The sequence below is a fragment of the Sphingomonas sp. GCM10030256 genome, from assembly GCF_042666415.1.
Lineage (GTDB): Bacteria > Pseudomonadota > Alphaproteobacteria > Sphingomonadales > Sphingomonadaceae > Sphingomicrobium.
The window spans coordinates 1,362,485-1,384,354 of the sequence record NZ_JBHTDI010000001.1 but is presented as its reverse complement, the minus strand read 5'-3'; the positions used below and the strand labels follow the sequence as shown (position 1 = coordinate 1,384,354).

The window sequence follows — 21,870 nt, the reverse complement described above, 5'->3', positions numbered from 1 at the left end:
CTTCGAAAGTGAACTGGATTGCTTGCCCTACGGTCTGTTCCAACCGCTACGCTCGCAAGGACGACTTCTCAAGACGGGCGAGCAGGCAGCGCGGCCTAAGGCAGCATGATCCCTGCCAGTGCCGCGCTCATCAGGTTGGCGAGGCTGCCCGCGATCAGGGCGCGGATGCCAAGCCGCGCGATCACCGGACGCTGGTTGGGCGCAAGGCCGCCGGTCACCGCCATCTGGATGGCGATCGAGCTGAAGTTGGCGAAGCCGCACAGCGCGAAGGTCACGATGGCGCGGCTGCGATCGGTCAGCGCCGCGGCGGGGCCAGTGGCGTTGCCGAGGTCGATGAACGCCACGAACTCGTTGAGGACGATCTTGGTCCCGAACAGGCCGCCGGCAACGCCCGCCTCGTTCCAGGGAATGCCGATCAGGAACATGAACGGCTGGAAGATGTAGCCGACGAGCTGCTGAAAGCTGAGGTTCGGAAAGCCGAACCAGCCGCCGATCCCGCCCAGGATGCCATTGGCGAGCGCCACCAGCGCGACGAACGCCAGCACCATGGCTCCAACCGCGACGGCCAGCCGGACCCCGGTCAGGGCCCCGGCGCTCGCGGCCTGGATGATATTGGCCGGCCGCTCGCCCTCCTCGAACGTCTCGGCGACGTCGACCTGTCCGTCGCCCTCATCACCCAGCGGAAGCTCGCCCTCCGCGGACGCGCCGTCGGGCATCATGATCTTGGCCATCAGGATTCCGCCCGGCGCGGACATGAAGGCGGCCGCGAGCAGGTAAGGCAGATAGGCTTCGCCGAGCAGGCTGGCGTATGCGGCGAGGATGGTGCCGGCCACACCCGCCATGCCGACCACCATGAGGGTGAACAGCTGCGCCGGCCGGAGCGCGGCGAGGTAAGGCCGGACGACCAGCGGCGATTCCGACTGGCCGACAAAGATGTTGGCGGCGGACCCGAGCGCCTCGACCCGACCGACCCCGGTGATCCAGCCGATGGCGCCGCCGAACCAGCGCACGATCCGCTGCATGATCCCGAGATAGTAGAGGATCGCGACCAGCGCCGCGAAGAAGATGATGACGGGCAGCGCGGCAATCGCAAAGGTGTTGGCGAGCGGGTTGGACGCGGTTGGCCCGAACAGAAATTCGGTGCCTTTTCCGGCATAGCCGAGCAGGTTGGCGACGCCCTGAGCCATGCCCGCGATCGCGGAACGGCCCCACGGCGTCCACAGCACGAGGAACGCGATCGCGGCCTGCAGCGCGAACGCCGCACCGACCACCCGCGGACGGATGGCGCGCTTGTCTGTGGATAGCAGGAACGCGAGCGCCAGAATGGCGACGACCCCGACCAGGCCGAACAACTGAGTCATTTTTCTAAGCCCCCCGGCCTTACCAGACCATGCCCTGCGTAGCGGCCTTTGCTGCTTCGTCCAGTCTTTCAATGGCTTCGGCAGGCGATTGTGCGACGAGCAATTGTTCACGGCGAGCAGCGGACAGGAAGCCCGACGCGCTGACATGGTCCATGAAGCTGTCGAGGGCAGTCCAGAACCCGTTGACATTGAGGAGGCAGAACGGCTTGGCGTGGTAGCCGAGCGCGTTCCAGGTCCAGGCCTCGAACAGTTCATCGAGCGTGCCGATGCCGCCCGGAAGTGCGACAAAGGCATCGCACAGCTCGGTCATCTTGGCCTTGCGCTCATGCATGTTGGCGACCTGATGCAATTCGGTGCAGCCGAGGTGCGCGACTTCCTTGTCGACCAGGGCAGCGGGAATCACGCCGTACACCTGGCCGCCGGCGGCTAGCACCTCGTCGGCGACCACGCCCATGAGGCCGAGCCGCCCACCGCCGTAAACAAGGTCGATCCCGCGGCCGACCATCTCGCGGGCAAGTTCGCGCGCGGCATCGGCGAAGGCGGGCTCGGCGCCCATGGCCGAACCGCAGTAGACCGCGAGGCGCTTGATCACAGCCGCACCAGTTCGGCGAGGTCCGCGATCGGGCGGGCGCCGAAGTGAGAAATGACTTCCGCGGCGGCGATCCCGCCCGTCATCAACTGGCGATCGGTCCCGTGCCCCCTGCAGCGCGCGGCGAGGAAGCCGGCGGCGAACAGGTCGCCCGCGCCAGTCGTATCGACGACTTCGCGCACGGGCACGGCGGGTACGTCCGTGCATACCCCACCCTCATAGGCCAGCGCTCCGGCCGCCCCGCGGGTCAGCACCAACGTCGGCACCTTGGGCGCGAGGGCTGCGATCGCGCCGTCGAGGTCGCTGGTGCCGGTCAGCTGCAGTGCCTCATCCTCGTTGGCGAAGAGGATATCGACCCCGCCGCCGTCGATCATGCCCTGGAAGCCTTCCTTGCGGCCCGCGATGCAGACGCTTTCGGACAGGGTGAAGGCGACCTTGTTGCCGGCGGCATGGGCGATCTCGACCGCTCGGCCCATTGCCTTGCGCGGCAGCTCGGGACCCCAGCAATAGCCTTCGAGAAACAGGATGGCGGCATCGCGGATCAGCGTTTCGTCGAGCGCTTCGGGGGCAAGCTGATGCGCCGCGCCCGGGCAGGTGTGCATCGTCCGCTGGGCGTCTGGCGTAACCAGGATCAGGCAGCGGCCGGTGGGATGGCCGTTGGTCAGTGGCGCGGTGTCGAACGCCACGCCGAGCGCCCGCATGTCATGCGCGAAGATGGTGCCGAGCTGATCGTCGGCGATCTGGCCGATGAATGCCGCGCGCCCACCCATCGCGGCGAACCCGGCCATCGAATTGGCGGCCGAACCGCCGCTGGTCTCGCGCGCCGAACCCATCGCCCCGTAGAGGGCGTCCGCCTGCTGGGTCGACAACAGCTGCATCGAGCCCTTGGGCAGCTTGTGCTGCTCCAGAAAGGCGTCGTCGCAAGTGGCGATGACATCGACGATCGCATCGCCGATGGCCACGATATCAAGGGCTCGGGAAGTCACGAGTCGGCGCGGGTAAGGACCGCGAACGAACTGGTCAAGAAAGTCCCTGATTTGGCGGGACTTGAACGGCGCGGCAAACCCGCTACCCCTCCCCGCCCATGAGCACCGCAACCGCCGCCGCCCACGCCGAACCGCTTTCCGCCGCCGATCCCGGCGAAACCCGCGGCTGGCGGATATCGCCGTCGCTGTTCGCGTTCGGCATCTTCTACGGCGGGATGGTCTGCATCGCGGGCGTGCTCGGCAACAAGCAGGTCGCGCTCGGGCCGCTGGCGGTGGAGGCAGGTATCTTCGCCTTCCTCCTGCTGGTGGTGACGTCCAGCGCCATCGCCGAACTGCACGGTCGCGACACCGCCAACCGGCTGGTGCTGATCGGCTTCGTGCCCCTGCTGGTCAGCCTTGCGCTGACCATCCTGGTGCTCGCCGCGCCCGCCGCAAAAGAGATGGACCCGGCGCGGCTATCGGCGTTCGAGACGATGATGACGGGGACGCCGCGGATCTGGCTGGGGGGAATCCTGGCCTACGGCATCTCGACTCTGCTCAACGTCACCATCTTCAGCCGGCTGAAGGGCAGCGAAGGCTCGCGCATGCTGTGGCTGCGCTCGGCAGTGGCAAGCGTGCTCAGCCAGATCGTCGATACTTTGATCTTCATCACCATTGCCTTCTACGGCGTGTTCCCGATCGGCGAACTGCTGCTTGGCCAGATGCTGGCCAAGGTCGTGCTGTCGATTGTGTTGGTTCCGCCACTCATTTACATTTTTGTCGGCATCGGGCGGTCGCTCGACCGGCGTTCGGCTTGAATAACAACGGCTGATCTGCTGTTCCTCCCCGCGAGTCGCGGGGGTGGCGACCGGCAAGACGTTGTTCTTTTGCAACAGTGAGATTTCGGATGGGTGGTTCCCGGTCGGGGGTCACCCTTCTGTCATACTCACCCTCTAGCGGCCCCCAAGTGCTTGAAACGAAGCTCGGGTTTCCTTCTCTTGGGGTTGAACGTGAAAAAGCTGATCCTGCTCTGCTCGTCCGCTGTCTGTCTAATGCCGGCAACTGCCTATGCCCAGTCCACCGGTACCGAAGCGACCGAGAACGCCGCTGAGACCATCGTGGTCACCGGCACCCGCAGCCGCGGCGTCGCCGGCGTGGTGGTTCCGGACGTGCCGAAGACCCGTTCGATCCTGACGAACGAGATCCTGATGCGGCAGTCGGAAGGCCAGTCGGTCCTCCAGTCGATCAACCTCGTTCCGGGCGTGAACTTCACCAACTCCGACCCCTACGGCTCGGCCGGCGGCAACCTGCGTATCCGCGGCTTCCCGGGCAACCGCGTCGCCCTGCTGTTCGACGGCCTGCCGCTGAACGACACCGGCAACTACTCCATCTTCTCCAACCAGCAGATGGACCAGGAGATCATCGACCAGGTGTCGGTGAACCTCGGCACCACCGATGTCGACAGCCCGACGCCGTCGGCCGCTGGCGGCGTCGTCAGCTATCGCACTATTGTCCCCTCGACCGACTTCCGCGGCATGCTGAAAGGCAGCCTCGGCTCGTTCGACTACCACCGGCTGTTCGGCATGCTGCAGTCGGGTGAGCTGAACGAGTTGGGCACCCGCGCCTTCATCGCCGCATCCGACCAGAAGTATGACAAGTTCAAGGGCCCGGGCGAGCTGAAGAAGCGCCAGTTCAACGGCCGCATCTACCAGCCGATCGGCTCCAACGGCGACTTCGTCTCGATCGCCGGGCACTTCAATCGCAACCGCAACAACAGCTACAACAACGGAACCGTCGCCGACTACATTCGTGACCGCGAGTTCGACAACATCGACACCTGCGTCCGCGACGCCCCGACCGCGGGCGTGGCCGACAATGACGGCGCCGGCAGCTCGACCAACAATCTCGCGCCGGCAAGCTGCACCAATTATTACAACCTGCGGATCAATCCGTCGGATACCGGCAACGTCCGCGGCTCGGTGAAGCTGTCGCTGACCGACAACCTCACCCTCACCGCCGATCCGGGTTACCAGAGCACGGTCGCCAACGGCGGCGGCACGACCACCCTCGCCGAGAACGACACCCGCCTGCGCGGCATCAACCAGGTGGTCAATCGCGGTGTCGACCTGAATGGCGACGGAGACATTCTCGACAGCGTGCGGGTCTATCAGCCCAGCAACACCCGGACGATGCGCTATACCTTCCTGTCGTCGCTCATCTGGGAACTGAACGAGCAGAACCGGTTCCGCGTCGCCTACACCTACGACCGGGGCAACCACCGCCAGACCGGTGAGTTCGGCCGGGTCGAAGCCAACGGTGACACCATCGACGTGTTCGGCGGCAAGTATAACGACCGCGCCCGAATCCTGACCGCCGATGGTTCCACCCTGCAGAACCGCGATCGCGCGTCGGTCGCGCTGCTGAACCAGGTCAGCGCCGAATATTTCGGCCGTTACCTCGACAATCGCCTGACCTTCACCGCCGGCATCCGGGCACCGTTCTTCCGGCGTGAGCTGAACCAGTTCTGCTTTACGCAGGTCTCCAACGGCAACGTTCGCTGCACCGACGAGCCGGTTCCGGCCGGCGTGGTCATCATCGACCCGAACGTGCCGCGGACCGGTGCCATCCCGTCGAATGCCTTCTACAGCCCGTACGAACGGACCGTGAAGTACAGCCCGATCCTGCCCTCGGGGGGTGTGTCGTTCGACTTCGACGGCGGTCACAGCGTGTACGCCAGCTACGGCCGGAATTTCTCCTCACCGTCGACCGACAACCTGTATCGCTCGGTCAACATCGACGTAAAGCCGGAGTTCACCAACAGCTACGAAGCGGGCTATCGCTTCCGCTCGGGCAAGGTCCAGGCGCAGCTGGCCAGCTACTACGTCGACTACAAGAACCGCATCGTCACTGCGCAGGATCTCGATCCGGCCAGCCAGACCTTTGGTTCGACTCTCGACCGCAACGTCGGCGATGCCCGCGCCTACGGCCTGGACGGCCAGGTCAGCTATCGCCCGGTCCGCGACTTCAGCATCTATGCTTATGCGTCGTACATCGACTCCAAGCTGAAGGAAGACGTGCTCGGCACCGCTACTGCTACCGCCCTTGCGACCTCGCCTTGCCCGGCAGGGACCCCGGTCGGCACGACCTGCCAGATCGTCGCCGTCAACACCAAGGGCGCCGAGTTCGTCGAAACGCCTAAGTTCAGCTTCGGCGGCCGCGTGCAGAAGGACTTTGGCCCGGTCTCGCTCGGCGTTCAGGGCAAGTGGACCGGTAAGCGTTATTCGACCGACGACAATGGTCGGGGCGTAAACCGGCTGGCGAACACGGACGACCTGCCGATCAACGATCGCGGCCGGACGGATGCGTATACGGTCATCGATGCCGACATGCGGATCGCGCTCGACACTCTTGCCCCGTCGCTCAGGGGGTCGAACCTGCGCTTCAGCGTGATCAACCTGTTCGACAGATATTACTTCGGCAACATCAACACCCAGAACACGCTGGCCCAGAACCCGCGCTTCTCGGTCGGTTCGCCGCGAACCTTCCAGGGCACGCTGACGCTGGGCTTCTAAGCTCAGCCAACCGCCAAGGCGGGAAAGGCGTCGCTCCCACCGGAGCGGCGCCTTTTCTTTTGCGCTGCCATGGTCGGGCCGCGTTGACCGGGCGGGCCGGCCTGTGGCAATCGGCCCCGGCTCGAGCGCGGGTATGATGTAATGGTAGCCTGTCAGCTTCCCAAGCTGAACGCGCGGGTTCGATTCCCGCTACCCGCTCCAGCCTGAAAGCGCCCTGCACGAAGCGGGTTGCCCGGCGGCGACCGGCACGCGAGCGCTTCCGGTGCGAGTTCCTCTGCCCGGCCGGAACCTCTCCCCACCGAAGCCTTTCTCCCCTCACACGAGGAGGCGAGCATGGACGACGGGCGGATCTGGGAGATGGAGGAACAGCTGTGGCACGGCGGCGAGGACGTCTACCAGCAGCTGGTCGATGAGGAGGTGGTGATGGCCCTGCCGGCCGAGCCGTTCATCTTCTCCCGCCAGCAGGCCATCGACGCGGTCAGGAACACGCCCCGGTGGGAGCAGGTCCGCTTCTCCGACCAGAAGGTGTCGCGACCCGCAGAAGGGCTGATCGTGATCGGCTACAAGGTCGATGCCAGCCGAGGCGGTGCGAGCTATCGCTGCTATGCCAGCTCGACCCTGCGGCGACGCGGCCATGACGACTGGACGGTGGTGCAACACAGCCAGGTCGTTCCGCTCAAGGGGTTGATCCGCGACGGTGGACGCGCCTGAGCGAGCATGCCGTCACGCCCGAAGGGCGCTATTTCGTCGTGCGCGGCCGCGTGTGGCGATGCGCGAACCCGGGCCTCGCGCCGGAGCGCCGGGCGGAGCTCGTCCGCGACCTGATGCGTGCGCGGCGAGCGATGGGCGAGGCACGCCGCTCGGGCGACCGGGCGGCAGGCAAGTCGGCCAAGGCAGCGGTTGACCGGGCCAAGCGCGCGCTCGGAGAACGCGGCGAGCCATGGTGGACCGACGGCGCACCGGACTGGAACCGCTACCTCGTCGGCAACACTCCCTACGCCGACTGGTATGCCGCGCTTCAGATCCCTCCGGGCACGGCCGGATAGCCGGCGCTCTCCAGGCTAGAGGCGAGCAGGTCGGCGCAGGCCTGCGCTTCCGTCATGTCTTCCGAACGAACAACGAAATTCGCCCCGACGCGCCCGTCGCGGAAGAAGGGATAGGAGCCGACCGCCACCCCCGCGTGGGTCAGCTCCGCCTCTCGCAGCAGGTCGGCGACCTCGCTTTCCGGGGCCATTGCGCCGATCGTCACCGACACCAGGGGCCGCCCGCCCTCCAGCGTACCGGTCAGCGCGTCGAGCATCCCCGCCGTGATGTGGGGCACCCCCGCAAGGAGGAAGAGATTGCCGATGCGGATGCCGGGTGCGCCCGACATGCGGTTGGGAATGAGGTCGGCTCCCTCGGGCACCCGCGCCATCCGCAAGCGGCCTTCGTTGATGCCGCCCCGCGTCGCGTAATAGGTCTCCAGCGCCGCCCGTGCGTCCGGATGGACCACGACGCTGGTGCCGAGCGCGGCGGCGATCGCGTCCACGGTGATGTCATCGTGCGTGGGCCCGATCCCGCCGGTGGTGAAGAGGTAATCGTGCGCGGCGCGAAGGACGTTTACCGCTTTGACGATCCGCTCCTGCCGGTCTGGCACGACTCGCACCTCCTCCAGGCGGATGCCCTGCACGTTCAGCCAGCGAGCGAGTTGTGCGATGTTGCGGTCCTGGGTGCGGCCGGACAGGATCTCGTCGCCGATCACGACCAGGGCAGCTGTCCAGACCGTCTTTCGCTCGCTCACCGGTCCCCGCTCCCTTCGACTTTTCCGCGCCGACGCCCTATCTAAGCGCTATGACCGAATATATCACCGTTGCTGCCGACGACCGCAGCGAGGCGCGTAATGGCGTGATCAAGTTGCATGGCCCCGACGGCTTCGAAGGAATGCGCCGGGCAGGCCGGCTGGCGGCGGAAATCCTCGACGGGCTGGTGCCGCACGTGGTCCCCGGGGTGACCACCGCCGCGCTGGACCGGATCGTCCACGATCATATGCGCAGCGCCGGCGCGGTTCCGGCGACGCTCGGCTATCGCGGCTATACCCACAGCTGCTGCATTTCGATCAATCACGTGGTCTGCCACGGGATCCCGGCCGACAAGCCGCTCAAGGATGGCGACATCGTCAACATCGATGTTACCCCGATCCTCGACGGCTGGCACGGCGACACCAGCCGCATGTACCTGGTCGGCGACGTGTCCCTGAAGGCGCGCAAGCTGGTCGACATCACCCACGAATGCCTGATGCTCGGGCTGGAGCAGGCACGTCCGGGCAACCGGCTGGGCGACATTTCCGCCGCCATCCAGCGCCACGCCGAAAAGCACCGCTACTCGGTCGTGCGGGATTTCTGCGGCCATGGTCTCGGGCGGCTGTTCCACGATTCGCCGGAGGTGGTCCACGCCGGCCGCCCCGGCACCGGTCCGGAGCTGAAGCCCGGCATGTTCTTCACCGTCGAACCGATGATCAACATCGGCCGCGCCGACTGCAAGATCCTGGAGGACGGCTGGACCGCAGTCACCCGCGACCGCTCGCTGTCGGCGCAGTTCGAACACTCGATCGGCATCACCGAAGACGCCTGCGAGATCTTTACGAAAAGCCCGGCTGAGCTCGACAAGCCGCCCTACGCCTGAGCCTAGCGGGTGCCGGTCAGGCGCTCCGGCTCGTTGGCCGCATCCCATGCCTGCACCAGTTCCTCGGCGCGCTCGACGTCGGCAGGGAAGTCGACTTCGCCCCATTCATCACCGCTGATGTCCAGCGTGCCGACGTGGCCGTTCTGCGCCAGGTGGTGGATCACCCGCAGGTACCAGATGTTGGTGCCCTCGGAAGTCCGCATGGCGCGCTCGATCGCATCGCGGAAGCGCTCTGCGCCACCATCGCGGAAGGCGAGCAGGCCGATCGATTCGGCGTTCACGCCCTCGTTCAGCCGCTTGCCGATGGCGCGCAGCTTTCCGTCGGCCGCGACGATCACCTTCATGTCGTCGGCGTCGTAGCCGTCCTTGCGGTCGATGGTGACGCAGATTCCGGCGCCGCGGTTTGCGACAACCCGGGCCATCAGATCCTCCGACACCATCGTGTCGCCGTTCCACACCAGCAGGTCGCCCGCCAGTTCCTCGCGGGCGATGAACAGCGAGCCGAGATTGTCGGCGACCTTGTAGAAGGGGTTGAACAGCGTCCGTACGCGCGGCCCCTCGCCTGCCGCGCGGCGGCGCTGCAGCGCGGCCTCTATCTGGTCGTCGCGGAAGCCGGTCACGACCACCGCCTCATCGACCCCATTGGCGGCCAGGGTGTCCAGTTGCCGGTCAAGCAAGCTTCGTCCTGCGAACTCGATCAGGCACTTGGGCCGGTTCGCCGTCAGCGCTCCGAGCCGCGATCCCTGGCCGGCGGAAAGGATGATTGCCTTTTTCACCCCTCCCATGTGCGCGACGATTGCGGCAAACCGGTGGCGACCCTTACAAGAGGTTGGGCCGGCATTCGGGGGAAGGCATGAAAAAGGTCGAGGCGATCATCAAGCCGTTCAAGCTGGACGACGTGAAGGACGCCCTTCACGAGGTCGGCGTGACCGGCATGACGGTGACGGAGGTCAAGGGGTTTGGCCGCCAGAAGGGCCACACCGAGCTCTATCGGGGCGCCGAATATGTGATCGATTTCCTCCCCAAGGTGAAGATCGAGGTGGTGGTCGAGAGCGGCCTGGTCGACAATGTGGTCGAGGCGATCGCCGCCGCCGCCCGGACGGGGCGGATCGGGGACGGGAAGATCTTTGTCTCGACAGTGGACGAGGCGATCCGCATCCGCACCGGCGACCGGGGGGCAGATGCGATCTAGCCGATGAGCAGCGATCCCCGCCTCGCCTCCATGTCCCCAGAAGAGCTCCGCCGGGCGATGCGCGCGCTTGGCTACCGCACACAGGCCGACCTTGCCGGGGCGATCGGGGTCAGCCGGTCCGCGGTCAGCCTGTGGCTGGAGGGCAAGGTCGGCGTCCCGCGGCCAGTGGCCATGCTGCTGCGGATGCTGGTCGCGGCGCAGCGGCGGGCGTTTTGAGCGCGTGAGCGATGTTCATGCCCTGATCGAGCAGCTTGCCGGACTGCTCGAGATTGCGGGTGTCGGCGTCATCCTTGGCGGCGTGCTGCTCGCTACGGGGCTGTTCGTGCACCAGGGAACGCGCGGAATCGGCTGGACCGCAGCCTATGAGCGCTACCGCGCCAACCTTGGCCGCGGGATCCTGCTCGGCCTGGAACTGCTGGTCGGAGCGGACATCATCGCCACGATCACCGCGCCGTTGACCTACCAGAGCGTCGGACTGCTTGGCCTGATCGTGCTCATCCGCACGTTCCTGAGCTTCTCGCTGGAGACCGAAATCGAAGGCTGCTGGCCGTGGCAGCGCCGCGGACGCGAGAAGGAGAACGGCCCAGCCGGCGAACGTTAGACCTTTTCCTCGCCCGGGATTGGGGTCTCGGTGTGCAGCGTTTCGCGAACGTAGAGCCGCTTTACGAGGACGTAGCAGACCACCGTCAGGGGTGCGGCGAAGACGATCCCCAGGGCTCCGAACAGCGTGCCAAAGGCGATCAGCGAGAAAATCAGGATCGCCCCGGGCAGATCGACCGCCCATTGCTGTATCAGCGGGGACAGGGCGTAACCTTCGATCTGCTGGATGACCACGTAGAGCCCGACCGTCCACAGGGCGAGCTGCGGATCGATGGCGAGCGCCAGCAGCACCGCAGGCACCGCGGCGAGGATCGGCCCGACGAACGGAATGAACTCCAGCAAGGCCGCGAGCAGCCCCAGCGCGAGTGCCGACGGCACCCCGATCAGCCACAAGCCGAGCCCGGTCAGCACGCCGATGATCAGCATGGTCAGCAGCTGCGCTTTTAGCCACAGCTTCAGCGCCTGCCCGCTCTCCTCCAGCGCATTGGCGAAGAGGTCGCGCTTGCCATCGGGCACCAGCTTGATCAGCCCGGTTCGGTAGAATGCAGGCTGCGCGGCGAGGAAGATGCCGCCGACCACGATCAACAGGGCGTCGGTAAGCCCTCCGCCGAGCGACATGGCGAAGGAGCCCAAGGTTGACGCCATGCCCCCGCCCTTGCTGGCGGTCCCCGTCAGCTGGTCGAGCTGGCCGCCGAGGCCAAAGCCGGCGAGCCGTTGCTTGAGCGACTCCCATGCCTTCGGGATTGCCTCGGACAGCCCCTCCGCCTGGGCTATGATCTGGCCGCCGAACAGGGCGCCGGCTGACCCGATCACGGTTGCGACGATGAGCACCGACAGCAGGAGCGAAAGGTTCGGCGGCAGGCGGGTCCAGCGGCCGATCGCCTCTGCGAACGCGCGGAACAGGGTCGCCACAACGACAGCCCCGAAGACCATCAGCAGGATGCTGCGCAGCATCCATGCCAGCAGCGCCAGTGCGACCAGCGCGATGACGATCAGCACTCGCCGGACGAACTGCGCTTCGCTGGTCCCTGCCCCTACCCCGTCCCGCAACACGTGTCTCCCGCCAGTTACGGCAGGAGAAGCGCTTGAGAGTCCTTGCGGTTCCGCAACGAGCTATCCGTCGCTGCCGGGCTCCGCCTGCTTGCGGTGCATTTCCGCGGTCGCCGACTCCGGCAAGACGCCCGATGCGAGCACCTGTGCCTTGTTCTTGAAGCCGTGGACCACCGCATGCTCGCCCTTCAGCATCGCTTCCCAGCCGGTCTTGGCGACATCCGCCGGATCGTCCTTCTTCGCCTGCCCGACCTTGGTGTCCTCCATGCCGGCCCGCCCGAAGAACTCGGTCTCGGTCGCCCCCGGCTTGAGGCAGGTCACGGTCACGCCAGTGTCCTTGAGCTCATTGCCGAGCGCCGCGGCGAAGCTGTCGATGAACGCCTTGGACGCGTTGTAGACCGCATGGAACGAGCCGGCGAGATGACCCGCAATCGAGCCGGTGATCAGGATCCGGCCCTCCCCACGTTCGACCATTCGCCTGGCGATCGGCTGGATCAGCAACAAGGTGCCCGTGATGTTCGTGTCGATCACGTGCCGCCAGTCGCGCGCTTGCTGGGTCAGGAACGCGTCCCCCAACCCGTGCCCGGCATTGGCGACCAGCACATCCACCTGGCGCTCCCCAATGGCATCAAGCAACTGCCGGACGCCCTGCTCGGTGGACAGATCCGCCTCGATTGAGCGGACGCTGCCCTCCAAGCCCGCGGCCGCATCCACCAACGGCGTGTCCGAAGCGACGATCAGGTCGTAGCCGTCCGCCGCGGCCAGCCGGGCAATCTCCAGGCCGATGCCGCTGCTGGCGCCGGTCACGATTGCAAGTTTGTTGGCCATGTTGTCCTCCTCAGGCGGTCGCCATGGCCGGCTCGGCCGCGGCCGTGCGGGGCTTCGCCATCTCCGGCTTGAGCACGATCTTGGTGTAGGCGTCCTGCTCGTCATGCCAGTGGCGGTACATGTCGGGCGCCTCCTCCAGGCTCGCACGGTGCGAGATCATGAAGGTGGTGTTGAGCTTGCCCTGCTGGATCATCTCCAGCAGCGTCTTCGTGTAGCGCTGCACATGCGTCTGGCCGGACTTGAGCGTCAGCCCCTTCTCCATCAGCTGGCCAAGCGGGAACTTGTCTGCGAACCCGCCGTACACGCCCGGGATCGAGACCCGCCCGCCCTTGCGGCAGGCAAGGATCGCCTGGCGCAGCGCATGCGGCCGCTCGGTGCCGAGATAGGTGTGGGCCTTGACCGTATCGATGATGTTGTCGATCGCCAGACCGTGGCTTTCCATGCCCACGCAGTCGATTACCGCGTCCGGGCCGATCCCCCCAGTCATCTCGGTCAGTGCTTCGAGCACCTCTACCTCGCGATAGTCGAGCACCTCCGCGCCCATCTGCTTGGCCAGCTTCAGCCGGTTGGGGTAGTGATCGATCGCGATCACCCGGTGCGCGCCCATCAGCTTGGCACTCTGGATGGCAAACAGGCCGACCGGTCCGCAGCCCCAGACGGCGACCGTATCGCCTTCCTCGATGTCTGCATTCTCCGCCGCCATCCAGCCGGTCGGCAGGATGTCGGACAGGAACAGCACCTTGTCGTCCTCCATCCCGTCCGGGATGACGATCGGCCCAACGTCGCTGAACGGCACGCGCAGATATTCCGCCTGGCCGCCGGCATAGCCGCCGGTCAGGTGGGCATAGCCGAACGCGGCGCCCATGGGGTGACCCATCAGCGTTTCGGACGCGTCGGAGGTTTCGGCTGGGTTGGAATTGTCGCAGGCGCTGAACTGCGTCTTCTTGCAAAAGAAGCAGTCGCCGCAGCTGATGGTGAACGGGACAACGACCTTCTGTCCCTTCTTCAGCGTTGACTTGGCGCCGACCTCCACCACTTCGCCCATGTTTTCGTGACCGAGGATGTCGCCGGCCCGCATGGTCGGAATGTAGCCGTCATAAAGATGAAGGTCGGACCCGCAGATGGCGGTCGAGGTGATCTTAATGATCGCGTCGCGCGGATTGACGATCTGCGGATCGGGGACCGTGTCGACGCGGACGTCGTGACGGCCATGCCAGGTGACTGCACGCATGGATTGAACTCCTTAGATCCGGGCTTCGGTCGGGGTTTCGGACTTGCGCGCCGACGGTGAGGCGTTGACCGGCACTTCTCCGGTTTCCATCAGCTGCTTGAAGCGGCGCAGGTCGCGGCGCGCCTGCACGTTCGGCTCGCGCTGGAGCACCTTGGCGACGAGGCGGCCAACCGCACCCGCGGGCGGCTTGTAGCGGACCAGCAGCCGGACATAGGTGCCGCGGCCCGGCGGTGCGTCGGCTAACTCAACCCGGCCGTCGGTCTCGATCTGGCTGTCCGGCTCCGACACCCAGGCGATGGTCTCGCCCGGCTTGTCCTCGACAATCCGCGTGATCAGCTCGACGGTGGCGCCGGCCGGCGCCTCGATCGTCCAGCGCGAGCGGGTCTCGTCGAGCTTGCTGATCTCCCGGACATTATCCATGAACTCGGGAAAGCGCGTGAAGTCCCGCCACACCTGGTAGAGCTCGTGGCGGGGCTTGCCGATGGTCAGGGTTCGCCCGATCAGCGCCTTGCCGTCCTGGTTGTTGGTGGAGCCCTGCCTGGCCTTTCCGCGCAGCACATGGTCCGGGGCGTCGGACAGCAAGGGGCCGTTGGGCTCCTGGTCCTCGTTCATCCTGCGCGCGAAGAAGATCGCCGCGCCGGCGGTCGCGGCGGCCAGGCCAAGGCCGATCAGCGTGCGGCCCGTACCTGACGATCCGGTGTCGCGATCGACTCGGCTGCGATCCGGCCCCTTGCGATGCGCCCGCTCCGCCTCGTCGCGATTGTTGCGCGCGACCTCGTCTGCGACCGACGCTCGTCGATCTCGATCCTGCGTTTGGTTAACCATGGACGGTATGCCTCTCTTCACTGCCCCGCGTTAACGATGCGGCTACCAGAGGGTTTCGTCCGCCAGCCACCGTCCCGACGATTAGCGACGAAGCGGCTTCGAGCAGGGGTGGATCAGTCCTCGTCGACCGGCAACATGCTGAACACCTGGGCGACGAAGGTCACCATCGCGACCAGCAGGCACCAGGCGACGCCAGCGGCGTAGGCGCCGCCATCGCTGTCGCCCCTGATCCCCAGCAGGAGCAACAGGAGGCCGAGAAGAGCCTGGGCGGCAAGGATGCCGTAGAAGAGTCGAGGTCTGCGGGGCCTGATGCCCCGGGCCCGGTTCCAGATCGGACTGCGGACCGGCCAGAACAGCAGGAACAGCGCCAGCAGGATGGTCAGCGTCGGCCAGAGCCGCTCAGGGGCCACGGCGGCAAACGGCAATGGCAGGAGCGCGAAGGTCAGTGCCCCCAGGCCGAAGATCAGCAGGATGCGGATATAAACCATGTCGAGCCGCGTCAGCGGCGCACTGGCGGAACGGAATGCCGTCAGCAGTCCCGAAAAGCCGATCACCGCCACGGCGATTGACGACAGCGCCGACAGGATCGCTATCCAGTCGGCTTTCTCGCTCATGCCGACGGCCAGCTTTCGAGGATCTCGACGAAACGGGTCAGCCAGGCATTCGTCTGGTGACCATCCACGACGCGATGATCGATGGTCAGTGTGACATAGGCCATCGGGCGGATCAGGATCGCGTCCTGGCCGCCGACTGTGCGCACCACGACGCGCTTCTCCAGCTTGCCGACGCCGAGGATCGCGGCCTGGCCCTGGTGGATGATGATCGGCGCGGCGAGGAGCGAGCCGGAGACGCCGTGGTTGGAAATGGTGAAGCTCCCGCCCGACACATCGCCGCCAGTCAGCTGGCCTTCGCGCGCGCGGCGGGTGAGATCGTCGAGTTTGGCGCCGACGTCCTCGAGGGAAAGCGATCCGGCGTCCTTGACTACCGGCACGACTAGCCCCTTGTCGCCGAGCGCGGTGCCAACGCCAATATCGATGGTTGAGGAAACGGCGATTCGATCGTCCATCCAGCGGCCGTTGATCGCTGGCGCGATCGCCATCGCCTGGGCCGCCGCCTTGACAATGTAGGCGGTGTAGCTGAGCTTCACGCCTCGCTCAGCCAGCGCCTTCTTGTGCGCCGCGACGGCGGAGAAATCGGCTTCGAACAGGGCGGTAACGTGCGGCGCATCGGCGACCGCGCGGACCATGTTCTCGGCGATCTTCAACCGCATGCGGTCGTGCGGGATGTCGCTGGCGGCGAACGGCTCGGCCACGCGCGGTTGGGCGATCGCCTTGTCGCCGCCGTCGACATGGCTGACGGTCGCCATGGTCACGGCGCGGTCGACGTCCTCGCGGGTGATGCGGCCATTGCGGCCGGTGCCGTGGATGCGGGACGGGTCGATGTCGTGCTGGAGGAGCGCGCGGCGGACGGAGGGAGAGAGCCGCGTCTCGATGTCACCGTTCGTCCCGAGCCAAGTCGAGGGACGTTCTCCTTGCGCAGGCAGACGTGTCGCGACTTCGCTCGACACGAACGGAGTTGGAGTCGGCTTCCCTTCTCCCACTGAAATCCGGCCCAGCAGCGCGCCCGGGACCGCTTCTGCGTCCGTATCGAGCAAGATCTCACTGAGCACCCCCGCAGCCGGCGCCGGCACCTCTTGCGTGACCTTATCGGTCTCAAGCTCCACCAGCGGATCGTTCTCCGCCACGGCCTCGCCGACCTTCTTCAGCCAGGCGCGGACGACGGCCTTGGTGCCTTCCTGCTCGTCCGGAACGCGGACTTCGATGCTCACTTCAGAACCCCACTAACCGGTCGATTTCCGCGCGGATGCGGATAACGCTCGGCACCGCCGCTTCCAGCAGCGCCGGATGATGCGGTGAGGGGATATCCGGCATCGTCACTCGCGCCACCGGTGCGTCGAGGTCGAGGAACGCCTCGTCCGCCACCACAGCCGCGATCTCCGCGCCGAAACCGCCGGTGCGCAGATCCTCGTGGACGATCAGGCAGCGGCGGGTGCGGCGGACGCTGTCGAGCACCATCTCGCGGTCCCACGGCATGAGCGTGCGCAGGTCGATCACGTCGGCGCTGACGCCCTCCGCCGCCGCTTCGCAGCGCGGGACCATGGCTCCCCAGGTGACGATCGTGATCCGGTCGCCCTCCCGAGTCTTTCTCGCCCGGCCGAACGGCAGCACGTACGCATCGCCCGGCCACGGACGCCGCGCCCAGCTGTCGTCCAGCATGGCGCGATGTTCGAAGAACAGCACCGGGTCGTTACCGCGGAGCGCTCCGCGCAGCAGCCCGACCGCATCCTCGGCATTGGACGGCACCGCGACCTTCCAGCCCGGGTTGTGCACGAACTGCACCTCGTTGGTTTGGCTGTGCCACGGGTCGCCGCACTTGAAGAACCCCCCCGGCACCCGCAGCACCATCGGCGCGGCGAAGCGGTTGGCGGTGCGCCAGCGCATCGTCCCGCAATCGTTGATCTGCTCGGTGGCGGGCTCGGCATATTTGCGGAACTGGATTTCCGGCACCGGCATGAGGCCGGCGAGCGCCATCCCAACGGCGCGCCCGACGATCCCTTCCTCGTTCAGCGAGGTATCGAATACCCGGTCGTGCCCGAATTTCTCCTGCAGCCCGAGCGTCACCGCATGAACCCCGCCCTTGGGCCCGACGTCCTCGCCGAAGACCAGCACCTTGGGGTTCGCTTCGAGCTCCTGATCGAGCACTCGGCGGATGGCAGTGACCATGTTGATCCGCTGGCCCTCGGGCCGCGGCTGGTCGGTGCCGTCCGCCTCCAGCCCCGCGCGGCCCCCGACCTCGGAATGCTTGCCGGAGAAGAAGACGTCGTCGGCGACTTGGTCGGCCGGCAGCACGCCACGACCCTCCGCCTCCTCGCGGGCGCGATCCACTTCCCACGCGACCTCGTTCTCCAACTGCTCCCAGTCGCTGTCGCCGATCTGCAGCCCGGCGCAATGCGCCTTTAGCTTGGGCAGCGGGTCGCGCGCCCATTCGGCGGCGATCGTTTCAGGTGGCTTGTAGGTCTGCGTGTCCTGGTAGCTGTGCCCTTCCAGCCGCGGCACGGTCAGCCGCAGCAGCGCCGGCTTGCCCGAGCGAACATAGGCTACCGCCTGATCGATCAGCCGGGCCGCCTCCACCGGATTCGTGCCGTCACCATTGAAGATCGTCAGGCCCTGGAAGCTCGCCAGGTTGGCGGCGATGTCCTGCCCGGGCGTCTGGTAGGTCGAAGGCACTGAGATGCCGTAACCATTGTCTTCCACATAGAAGAGCAGCGGCAGCGCCTGCGTCGTAGCGATCGTCAGTGCCGACCAGAAACCGCCGGTCGCGCAGCTGGCATCCCCGCCCAGCACCAGAGCGATGGCGTCCGCCGGACCATCCTTGAGCACCTCCGCCTTGTAGCGGATCGCCTGCGCCCAGCCGGCCGCCGGCGTATATTGCGCCCCCACCCCGCCGCACATCGGCAGGGCATGGGCGCCGCCCGGATTGGGATAGTTGAACACCACGCCAATATCGCGCCCGCCCGAATAACCGCCCGCCCGGCCCATGCCGGATCCCAGCGCGTCGGCCAGCGGCACCCCGAGCGCTAGAAGCAGCGGCCGCGAGCGGTAGTAGCCACACGCCGCATCGCCGTCGCGCAGCTTGAGACCAAGCAGCACCTGCGCCATGTCGTGGCCGCGAGCGCTGAACTGGTAGAGGACCTTCTTCTCGGGAACGAGGATCTCTTCCTCGATCCGGTCCATTTCCCGGCTGGTCAGGACCAGCCGGGCAACCTCCCGCCAGTCCGTGTCGGTCGTAAACTGCGGGTCCGCGTCAGCCATGGGTGGCAGGGTCGTTCAGGGTCTCGACCACCGCCGCCACGAAGCGATCGACGGCTTCGTCCGCCATCCCAAGGACGTTGATGCGGCCGCTGTCGGCCATGTAGACCGCGTGGCGCTCACGCAGGTGCAGCACCTGATCGCGGCTCAACGGAAGCATGGAGAACATGCCGTACTGGTCGGCGATGAAGGCCAGCCGCTCGTCCGCCGCCGCCAGCTGCTCGCGGACGCGGGCGATCCGCTCGCGCATCGAGTCCAGTTCAGCCAGCCAGTCGGCCCGCAACCCCTCGTCCTCCAGCACGATCCGCACCGCCGCCGCGCCATGATCGGGCGGCATCGACCAGGCCTCGCGCGCGAGTTGCAGCACGTGGGCCATGGCGGTGGCGCTGGCTTCGCGACGCTTGGCCTTCAGGTAGAAGGCCCCGACGCGGTCGCGATACACACCGAAATTCTTGTCGCAGCTTTGCGCGATCAGAACTTCGTCGCAGGCTGCCAGCATGCCGCGCAGCCCGCGCGCATCCTCGTCCAGCCCACGGCCGAGCCCCTGGTATGCAATGTCGATGAACGGCAGCAGCCCACGCTCCGCAACCAGCCGGGTCACTTCGTCCCATTGCGCATCGGTCAGGTCCGCGCCGGTCGGATTGTGGCAGCAGCCATGCAGCAGCACCACATCGCCGCGCCGCGCTTCGCCCAAGCTGGCCAGCATTTCGTCGAAGCGGATCTCTCCGGCTTCCCGGTCATAATACGGGTATTCGACCAGCTCGAGCCCCGCGCCGCGTGCCAGCGGCACATGGTTCGGCCAGGTCGGCGTGCCCACGAACAGTCGCGCGTCGGGATTAGCGCTTCGGACCAGCTTGAAGCCCAGGAACAGCGCCCCGCAGCCGCCAGGCGTCTGCACCCCCGCGATGCGCTCGTCCCCCGCATGGTCGCCCAGCAGGATCGGGCGCAGCAGTTCGGCAAATCTCTTGTCGCCCACGCTGCCAAGATAGGACTTGGTTTCCTGTTGCTCCCACAGGCGCCGCTCGGCTTCCTTGACCGCGCGCAGGATCGGGGTGCGTCCTTGTCCGTCGCGATAGACGCCCACGCCGACGTCGATCTTCTCCGGCCGCGGGTCTGCGTCGGCCAGCGCAATCAGCGCCAGCAGCGAATCGCTCTGCATTGGTGGGAGGTCGGAGATGCCGGGAACGGCGGTAGTGCTCAGCATGAGCGGGCTCTAGCGCGACTTGTGACTTGGCGGAAGCTTCCGGCGGGAGGCACCGCGGTCAGGCATCATAATCCACCGCCACGCCTTCGCCCTTGGGCACCGACTGGCACGTCAGGACATAGCCCGCCTCAATCTCCTCGTCGGTCAGGCCGTAGCGCGCCGCCATGCTCACCTCGCCCGCAGTCACCCGGGCGCGGCAAGTGGCGCAGACGCCGGCCTTGCAGGCGAAGGGCGCGGGCAAGCCGGACTCGCGCGCGCTGTCGAGGATGTTGCCGTGCGTGAAGGGCACCTTTCGGGTGCGCCCGTCGAGTGTGACGCTCATCGTCAGACCGCTCGCCTGCTGCTGAAGCTGCGCCATCTCGGCGGCGAGCGCGGCGGAGGGCCGCCCGGCGGTGAACCGCTCGACGTGGATCCGCTCATGAGCGATGGCCCGTTCGGTCAGCGCCGCTTCCGCCGCGTCCATCATCGGTCCCGGTCCGCAGATGAACCAGGCGGCGACCTCCTCCGGCTCCGGCACCAGGCTGGCGATCGCAGCATCGCAGGTTTCGCGGTCGAGCATGCCATTGAACAGGCGGACGTCGCCTTCCTCGTCCGACAGGAAGTGGAACAGTTCGAAGCGGCCGAGATAGCGGTCTTTCAGCGCCGCCAGCTGCTCCAGGAAGATGATCGAACCGGCGTCGCGATTGCCGTAAAAGAGCGTGAAGCGGCTCTCAGGCTCCGTGCTGAGCGCGGTCCGGATCAACGACATGACCGGCGTGATGCCGGACCCGCCGGCGAAACCGACATAGCGCTGCGCCTGCCCCGGATCGAAGTCGACGGTGAACGAGCCATGCGGCGGCATGACGTCAATCTCGTCGCCCGCCTTCAGGTCCCGCGCCACCCAGTTGGAAAAGACACCGCCGGCGATCTGCTTCACCGTCACCATCAGGTCGCCGTCCGCCGGCGCGGTGCACAATGAGTAGTTGCGGCGCACTTCCTCACCTTCGATGAAAGTACGCAGGGTCAGATGCTGGCCAGCGCGGAAGCGATACAGGTCGGCAAGCTCGCCCGGCACGGCGAAGCGGATGGATCGCGCCTCATCGGTCTCGGGCACGACCTCGGCAACCGTCAGCCGGTGGAAATCCTTGGTCACCATGTGGCGTCTGGGTAGGTCCGGGGGAGGTACTGCATGATCGCGAGCAGATGGCCGAGGTGCTCGCTATGGTGCCCCCGCCGGCCGCCGAGGATCGGTCGCTGGTCCGCCGGCTGATCGAGCCGCGCGTCGGCCAGCACTCCGGCGATCGCGGCGCGATACTCTTCTTCGAAGCCGCGCGGGTCCGCCGCGATGCCGCGCTCGATCGCCATCGCAAGCTGCTCGTCGACCTCGAACAGTTCGGGCACGAAGCGCCAGCACCAGGCAAGGGCATCGGCGGTCCGGCGCGCGCTTTCCTCGGTCCCGTCGCCCAGTCGCACAACCCATTCGGCGGCGAGTTCGCGGTGGTAGGCAACCTCCTTGACTGCCTTGGCGGCGATGGCGGCGATCTGCGGGTCGGCCGAGCGCTCCAGCCGCAGGTAGAGCAGGTGCTGGTATGTCGAGAACAGCAGTTGCCGCACCATGGTCCGTGCAAAGTCGCCGTTCGGCTGCTCCACCAGCCAGCAGTTGCGGAAGTCGAGCACGTCGCGCTTGAAGGCGAGGGTGTCCGCATCGCCCGCTTCGCCCAGCAGCAGAGTGGCCTGGCCCACTAGGTCGAGCGCCAGATTGGCAAGGCTGAGGTCGACCTCGACGGATGGCGCGTGCCCGCACCATTCGCTCAGGCGCTGCCCCAGGATCAGGGAGTCGTCACCCAGCCTGAGGAGGTAGTCGACGCGGACCGGGTCGTGTGGCGCTTCGGCGGGAGCATCGAACGCGCCATGCGGCCGGATCTTCTCGGCCACGGCTTCGTC

The 21,870-nt window shown here is 66.7% G+C and carries 23 protein-coding genes and 1 tRNA gene; 9 read left to right on the top strand and 15 right to left on the bottom strand.

Annotated features, from left to right (window positions below):
• Positions 1–95: 95 nt before the first annotated feature.
• From ACFQPG_RS06950 to ACFQPG_RS06940, 3 genes are read right to left on the bottom strand one after another with little or no spacing between them, the layout of a single operon-like run.
• The gene (locus tag ACFQPG_RS06950; RefSeq protein WP_380811336.1) at positions 96–1,361 is read right to left on the bottom strand and encodes a NupC/NupG family nucleoside CNT transporter; all 1,266 of its coding nucleotides are present in this window, start codon (positions 1,359–1,361) and stop codon (positions 96–98) included.
• Between the two features lie 19 nt (positions 1,362–1,380).
• A complete protein-coding gene (locus ACFQPG_RS06945) occupies positions 1,381–1,950 on the bottom strand; it encodes a TIGR00730 family Rossman fold protein (RefSeq protein ID WP_380811740.1) in 570 nt (189 codons plus the stop codon).
• Complete coding sequence (locus ACFQPG_RS06940) at positions 1,950–2,936, bottom strand: adenosine kinase (protein ID WP_380811334.1); 987 nt, start codon at positions 2,934–2,936, stop codon at positions 1,950–1,952. Before ACFQPG_RS06940 ends, ACFQPG_RS06945 begins: the two co-directional genes overlap by 1 nt.
• Positions 2,937–3,034: 98 nt before the next feature.
• Between ACFQPG_RS06940 and ACFQPG_RS06935 the strand changes: the two genes are divergently transcribed.
• The 5 genes from ACFQPG_RS06935 to ACFQPG_RS06915 all read left to right on the top strand — a co-directional run bounded on the left by ACFQPG_RS06935 (position 3,035) and on the right by ACFQPG_RS06915 (position 7,533).
• A complete protein-coding gene (locus ACFQPG_RS06935) occupies positions 3,035–3,733 on the top strand; it encodes a queuosine precursor transporter (RefSeq protein ID WP_380811332.1) in 699 nt (232 codons plus the stop codon).
• A 192-nt stretch (positions 3,734–3,925) separates the two neighbouring features.
• The gene (locus tag ACFQPG_RS06930; RefSeq protein ID WP_380811330.1) at positions 3,926–6,487 is read left to right on the top strand and encodes a TonB-dependent receptor; all 2,562 of its coding nucleotides are present in this window, start codon (positions 3,926–3,928) and stop codon (positions 6,485–6,487) included.
• A 127-nt stretch (positions 6,488–6,614) separates the two neighbouring features.
• A tRNA-Gly gene (locus tag ACFQPG_RS06925) sits at positions 6,615–6,688 on the top strand.
• 132 nt (positions 6,689–6,820) lie between these two features.
• The gene (locus tag ACFQPG_RS06920) at positions 6,821–7,198 is read left to right on the top strand and encodes a DUF4440 domain-containing protein (protein WP_380811328.1); all 378 of its coding nucleotides are present in this window, start codon (positions 6,821–6,823) and stop codon (positions 7,196–7,198) included.
• A 38-nt stretch (positions 7,199–7,236) separates the two neighbouring features.
• Positions 7,237–7,533, top strand: coding sequence for a hypothetical protein (locus ACFQPG_RS06915; protein WP_380811326.1), 297 nt, complete (start codon positions 7,237–7,239; stop codon positions 7,531–7,533).
• On the opposite strand, the gene ACFQPG_RS06910 is transcribed toward ACFQPG_RS06915, so the two are convergent.
• Positions 7,506–8,267, bottom strand: coding sequence for a competence/damage-inducible protein A (locus tag ACFQPG_RS06910; protein ID WP_380811324.1), 762 nt, complete (start codon positions 8,265–8,267; stop codon positions 7,506–7,508). The two genes, ACFQPG_RS06915 and ACFQPG_RS06910, sit on opposite strands and share 28 nt — an antisense overlap.
• Positions 8,268–8,317: 50 nt before the next feature.
• Here ACFQPG_RS06910 and map point away from each other — a divergent pair, with 50 nt between their 5' ends.
• On the top strand, positions 8,318–9,148 hold the full coding sequence (gene map / locus ACFQPG_RS06905) for a type I methionyl aminopeptidase (protein WP_380811322.1): 831 nt from the start codon (positions 8,318–8,320) through the stop codon (positions 9,146–9,148).
• A gap of 2 nt (positions 9,149–9,150) precedes the next feature.
• Here map and ACFQPG_RS06900 read toward each other — a convergent pair whose 3' ends face one another.
• The gene (locus ACFQPG_RS06900) at positions 9,151–9,924 is read right to left on the bottom strand and encodes an NTP transferase domain-containing protein (protein ID WP_380811320.1); all 774 of its coding nucleotides are present in this window, start codon (positions 9,922–9,924) and stop codon (positions 9,151–9,153) included.
• 77 nt (positions 9,925–10,001) lie between these two features.
• Between ACFQPG_RS06900 and ACFQPG_RS06895 the strand changes: the two genes are divergently transcribed.
• The 3 genes from ACFQPG_RS06895 to ACFQPG_RS06885 are packed head-to-tail and all read left to right on the top strand — an operon-like array spanning position 10,002 to position 10,941.
• Entirely contained in the window at positions 10,002–10,340 is a 339-nt protein-coding gene (locus tag ACFQPG_RS06895; RefSeq protein ID WP_380811318.1) for a P-II family nitrogen regulator, read from the top strand.
• 3 nt (positions 10,341–10,343) lie between these two features.
• A complete protein-coding gene (locus ACFQPG_RS06890) occupies positions 10,344–10,556 on the top strand; it encodes a helix-turn-helix domain-containing protein (protein ID WP_380811316.1) in 213 nt (70 codons plus the stop codon).
• A 4-nt stretch (positions 10,557–10,560) separates the two neighbouring features.
• Positions 10,561–10,941, top strand: a complete 381-nt coding sequence (locus tag ACFQPG_RS06885) for a DUF1622 domain-containing protein (RefSeq protein ID WP_380811314.1) — start codon at positions 10,561–10,563, stop codon at positions 10,939–10,941.
• Here the strand turns inward: ACFQPG_RS06885 and ACFQPG_RS06880 are convergent.
• The 10 genes from ACFQPG_RS06880 to paaC all read right to left on the bottom strand — a co-directional run bounded on the left by ACFQPG_RS06880 (position 10,938) and on the right by paaC (position 21,861).
• Entirely contained in the window at positions 10,938–11,990 is a 1,053-nt protein-coding gene (locus ACFQPG_RS06880) for an AI-2E family transporter (RefSeq protein ID WP_380811312.1), read from the bottom strand. The two genes, ACFQPG_RS06885 and ACFQPG_RS06880, sit on opposite strands and share 4 nt — an antisense overlap.
• 63 nt (positions 11,991–12,053) lie before the next feature.
• Positions 12,054–12,818: an SDR family NAD(P)-dependent oxidoreductase gene (locus ACFQPG_RS06875; protein ID WP_380811310.1), complete on the bottom strand. Its 765-nt coding sequence runs from the start codon at positions 12,816–12,818 to the stop codon at positions 12,054–12,056.
• Positions 12,819–12,828: 10 nt separating this feature from the next.
• A complete protein-coding gene (locus tag ACFQPG_RS06870) occupies positions 12,829–14,049 on the bottom strand; it encodes a zinc-dependent alcohol dehydrogenase (protein ID WP_380811308.1) in 1,221 nt (406 codons plus the stop codon).
• Positions 14,050–14,061: 12 nt separating this feature from the next.
• Entirely contained in the window at positions 14,062–14,874 is an 813-nt protein-coding gene (locus ACFQPG_RS06865) for an SRPBCC family protein (protein WP_380811306.1), read from the bottom strand.
• A gap of 113 nt (positions 14,875–14,987) precedes the next feature.
• A complete protein-coding gene (locus ACFQPG_RS06860; protein ID WP_380811304.1) occupies positions 14,988–15,488 on the bottom strand; it encodes a hypothetical protein in 501 nt (166 codons plus the stop codon).
• A complete protein-coding gene (locus ACFQPG_RS06855) occupies positions 15,485–16,702 on the bottom strand; it encodes a dihydrolipoamide acetyltransferase family protein (protein WP_380811302.1) in 1,218 nt (405 codons plus the stop codon). Before ACFQPG_RS06855 ends, ACFQPG_RS06860 begins: the two co-directional genes overlap by 4 nt.
• A gap of 1 nt (position 16,703) precedes the next feature.
• The gene (locus tag ACFQPG_RS06850) at positions 16,704–18,746 is read right to left on the bottom strand and encodes a transketolase C-terminal domain-containing protein (RefSeq protein ID WP_380811300.1); all 2,043 of its coding nucleotides are present in this window, start codon (positions 18,744–18,746) and stop codon (positions 16,704–16,706) included.
• Positions 18,739–19,947: an aromatic amino acid transaminase gene (locus tag ACFQPG_RS06845; protein ID WP_380811298.1), complete on the bottom strand. Its 1,209-nt coding sequence runs from the start codon at positions 19,945–19,947 to the stop codon at positions 18,739–18,741. Before ACFQPG_RS06845 ends, ACFQPG_RS06850 begins: the two co-directional genes overlap by 8 nt.
• Positions 19,948–20,005: 58 nt before the next feature.
• Complete coding sequence (locus ACFQPG_RS06840; RefSeq protein WP_380811296.1) at positions 20,006–21,082, bottom strand: 2Fe-2S iron-sulfur cluster-binding protein; 1,077 nt, start codon at positions 21,080–21,082, stop codon at positions 20,006–20,008.
• Positions 21,076–21,861 carry a 1,2-phenylacetyl-CoA epoxidase subunit PaaC gene (gene paaC / locus ACFQPG_RS06835; RefSeq protein ID WP_380811294.1) on the bottom strand — a complete coding sequence of 262 codons (786 nt, stop codon included), beginning with the start codon at positions 21,859–21,861 and terminating at the stop codon, positions 21,076–21,078. The genes ACFQPG_RS06840 and paaC overlap by 7 nt, the downstream gene beginning before the upstream one ends.
• Positions 21,862–21,870 lie beyond the last annotated feature (9 nt).

Excerpts from the sequence above, each read along its gene's own strand:
- ACFQPG_RS06920 (WP_380811328.1), top strand. The coding sequence starts at position 6,821 with ATGGACGACGGGCGGATCTGGGAGATGGAGGAACAGCTGTGGCACGGC.
- map (WP_380811322.1), top strand. The coding sequence starts at position 8,318 with ATGACCGAATATATCACCGTTGCTGCCGACGACCGCAGCGAGGCGCGT.
- ACFQPG_RS06840 (WP_380811296.1), bottom strand. The coding sequence starts at position 21,082 with ATGGTGACCAAGGATTTCCACCGGCTGACGGTTGCCGAGGTCGTGCCC.
- ACFQPG_RS06860 (WP_380811304.1), bottom strand. The coding sequence starts at position 15,488 with ATGAGCGAGAAAGCCGACTGGATAGCGATCCTGTCGGCGCTGTCGTCA.
- ACFQPG_RS06850 (WP_380811300.1), bottom strand. The coding sequence starts at position 18,746 with ATGGCTGACGCGGACCCGCAGTTTACGACCGACACGGACTGGCGGGAG.
- ACFQPG_RS06935 (WP_380811332.1), top strand. The coding sequence starts at position 3,035 with ATGAGCACCGCAACCGCCGCCGCCCACGCCGAACCGCTTTCCGCCGCC.
- ACFQPG_RS06875 (WP_380811310.1), bottom strand. The coding sequence starts at position 12,818 with ATGGCCAACAAACTTGCAATCGTGACCGGCGCCAGCAGCGGCATCGGC.
- ACFQPG_RS06845 (WP_380811298.1), bottom strand. The coding sequence starts at position 19,947 with ATGCTGAGCACTACCGCCGTTCCCGGCATCTCCGACCTCCCACCAATG.
- ACFQPG_RS06870 (WP_380811308.1), bottom strand. The coding sequence starts at position 14,049 with ATGCGTGCAGTCACCTGGCATGGCCGTCACGACGTCCGCGTCGACACG.
- ACFQPG_RS06865 (WP_380811306.1), bottom strand. The coding sequence starts at position 14,874 with ATGGTTAACCAAACGCAGGATCGAGATCGACGAGCGTCGGTCGCAGAC.
- ACFQPG_RS06895 (WP_380811318.1), top strand. The coding sequence starts at position 10,002 with ATGAAAAAGGTCGAGGCGATCATCAAGCCGTTCAAGCTGGACGACGTG.
- ACFQPG_RS06890 (WP_380811316.1), top strand. The coding sequence starts at position 10,344 with ATGAGCAGCGATCCCCGCCTCGCCTCCATGTCCCCAGAAGAGCTCCGC.
- ACFQPG_RS06950 (WP_380811336.1), bottom strand. The coding sequence starts at position 1,361 with ATGACTCAGTTGTTCGGCCTGGTCGGGGTCGTCGCCATTCTGGCGCTC.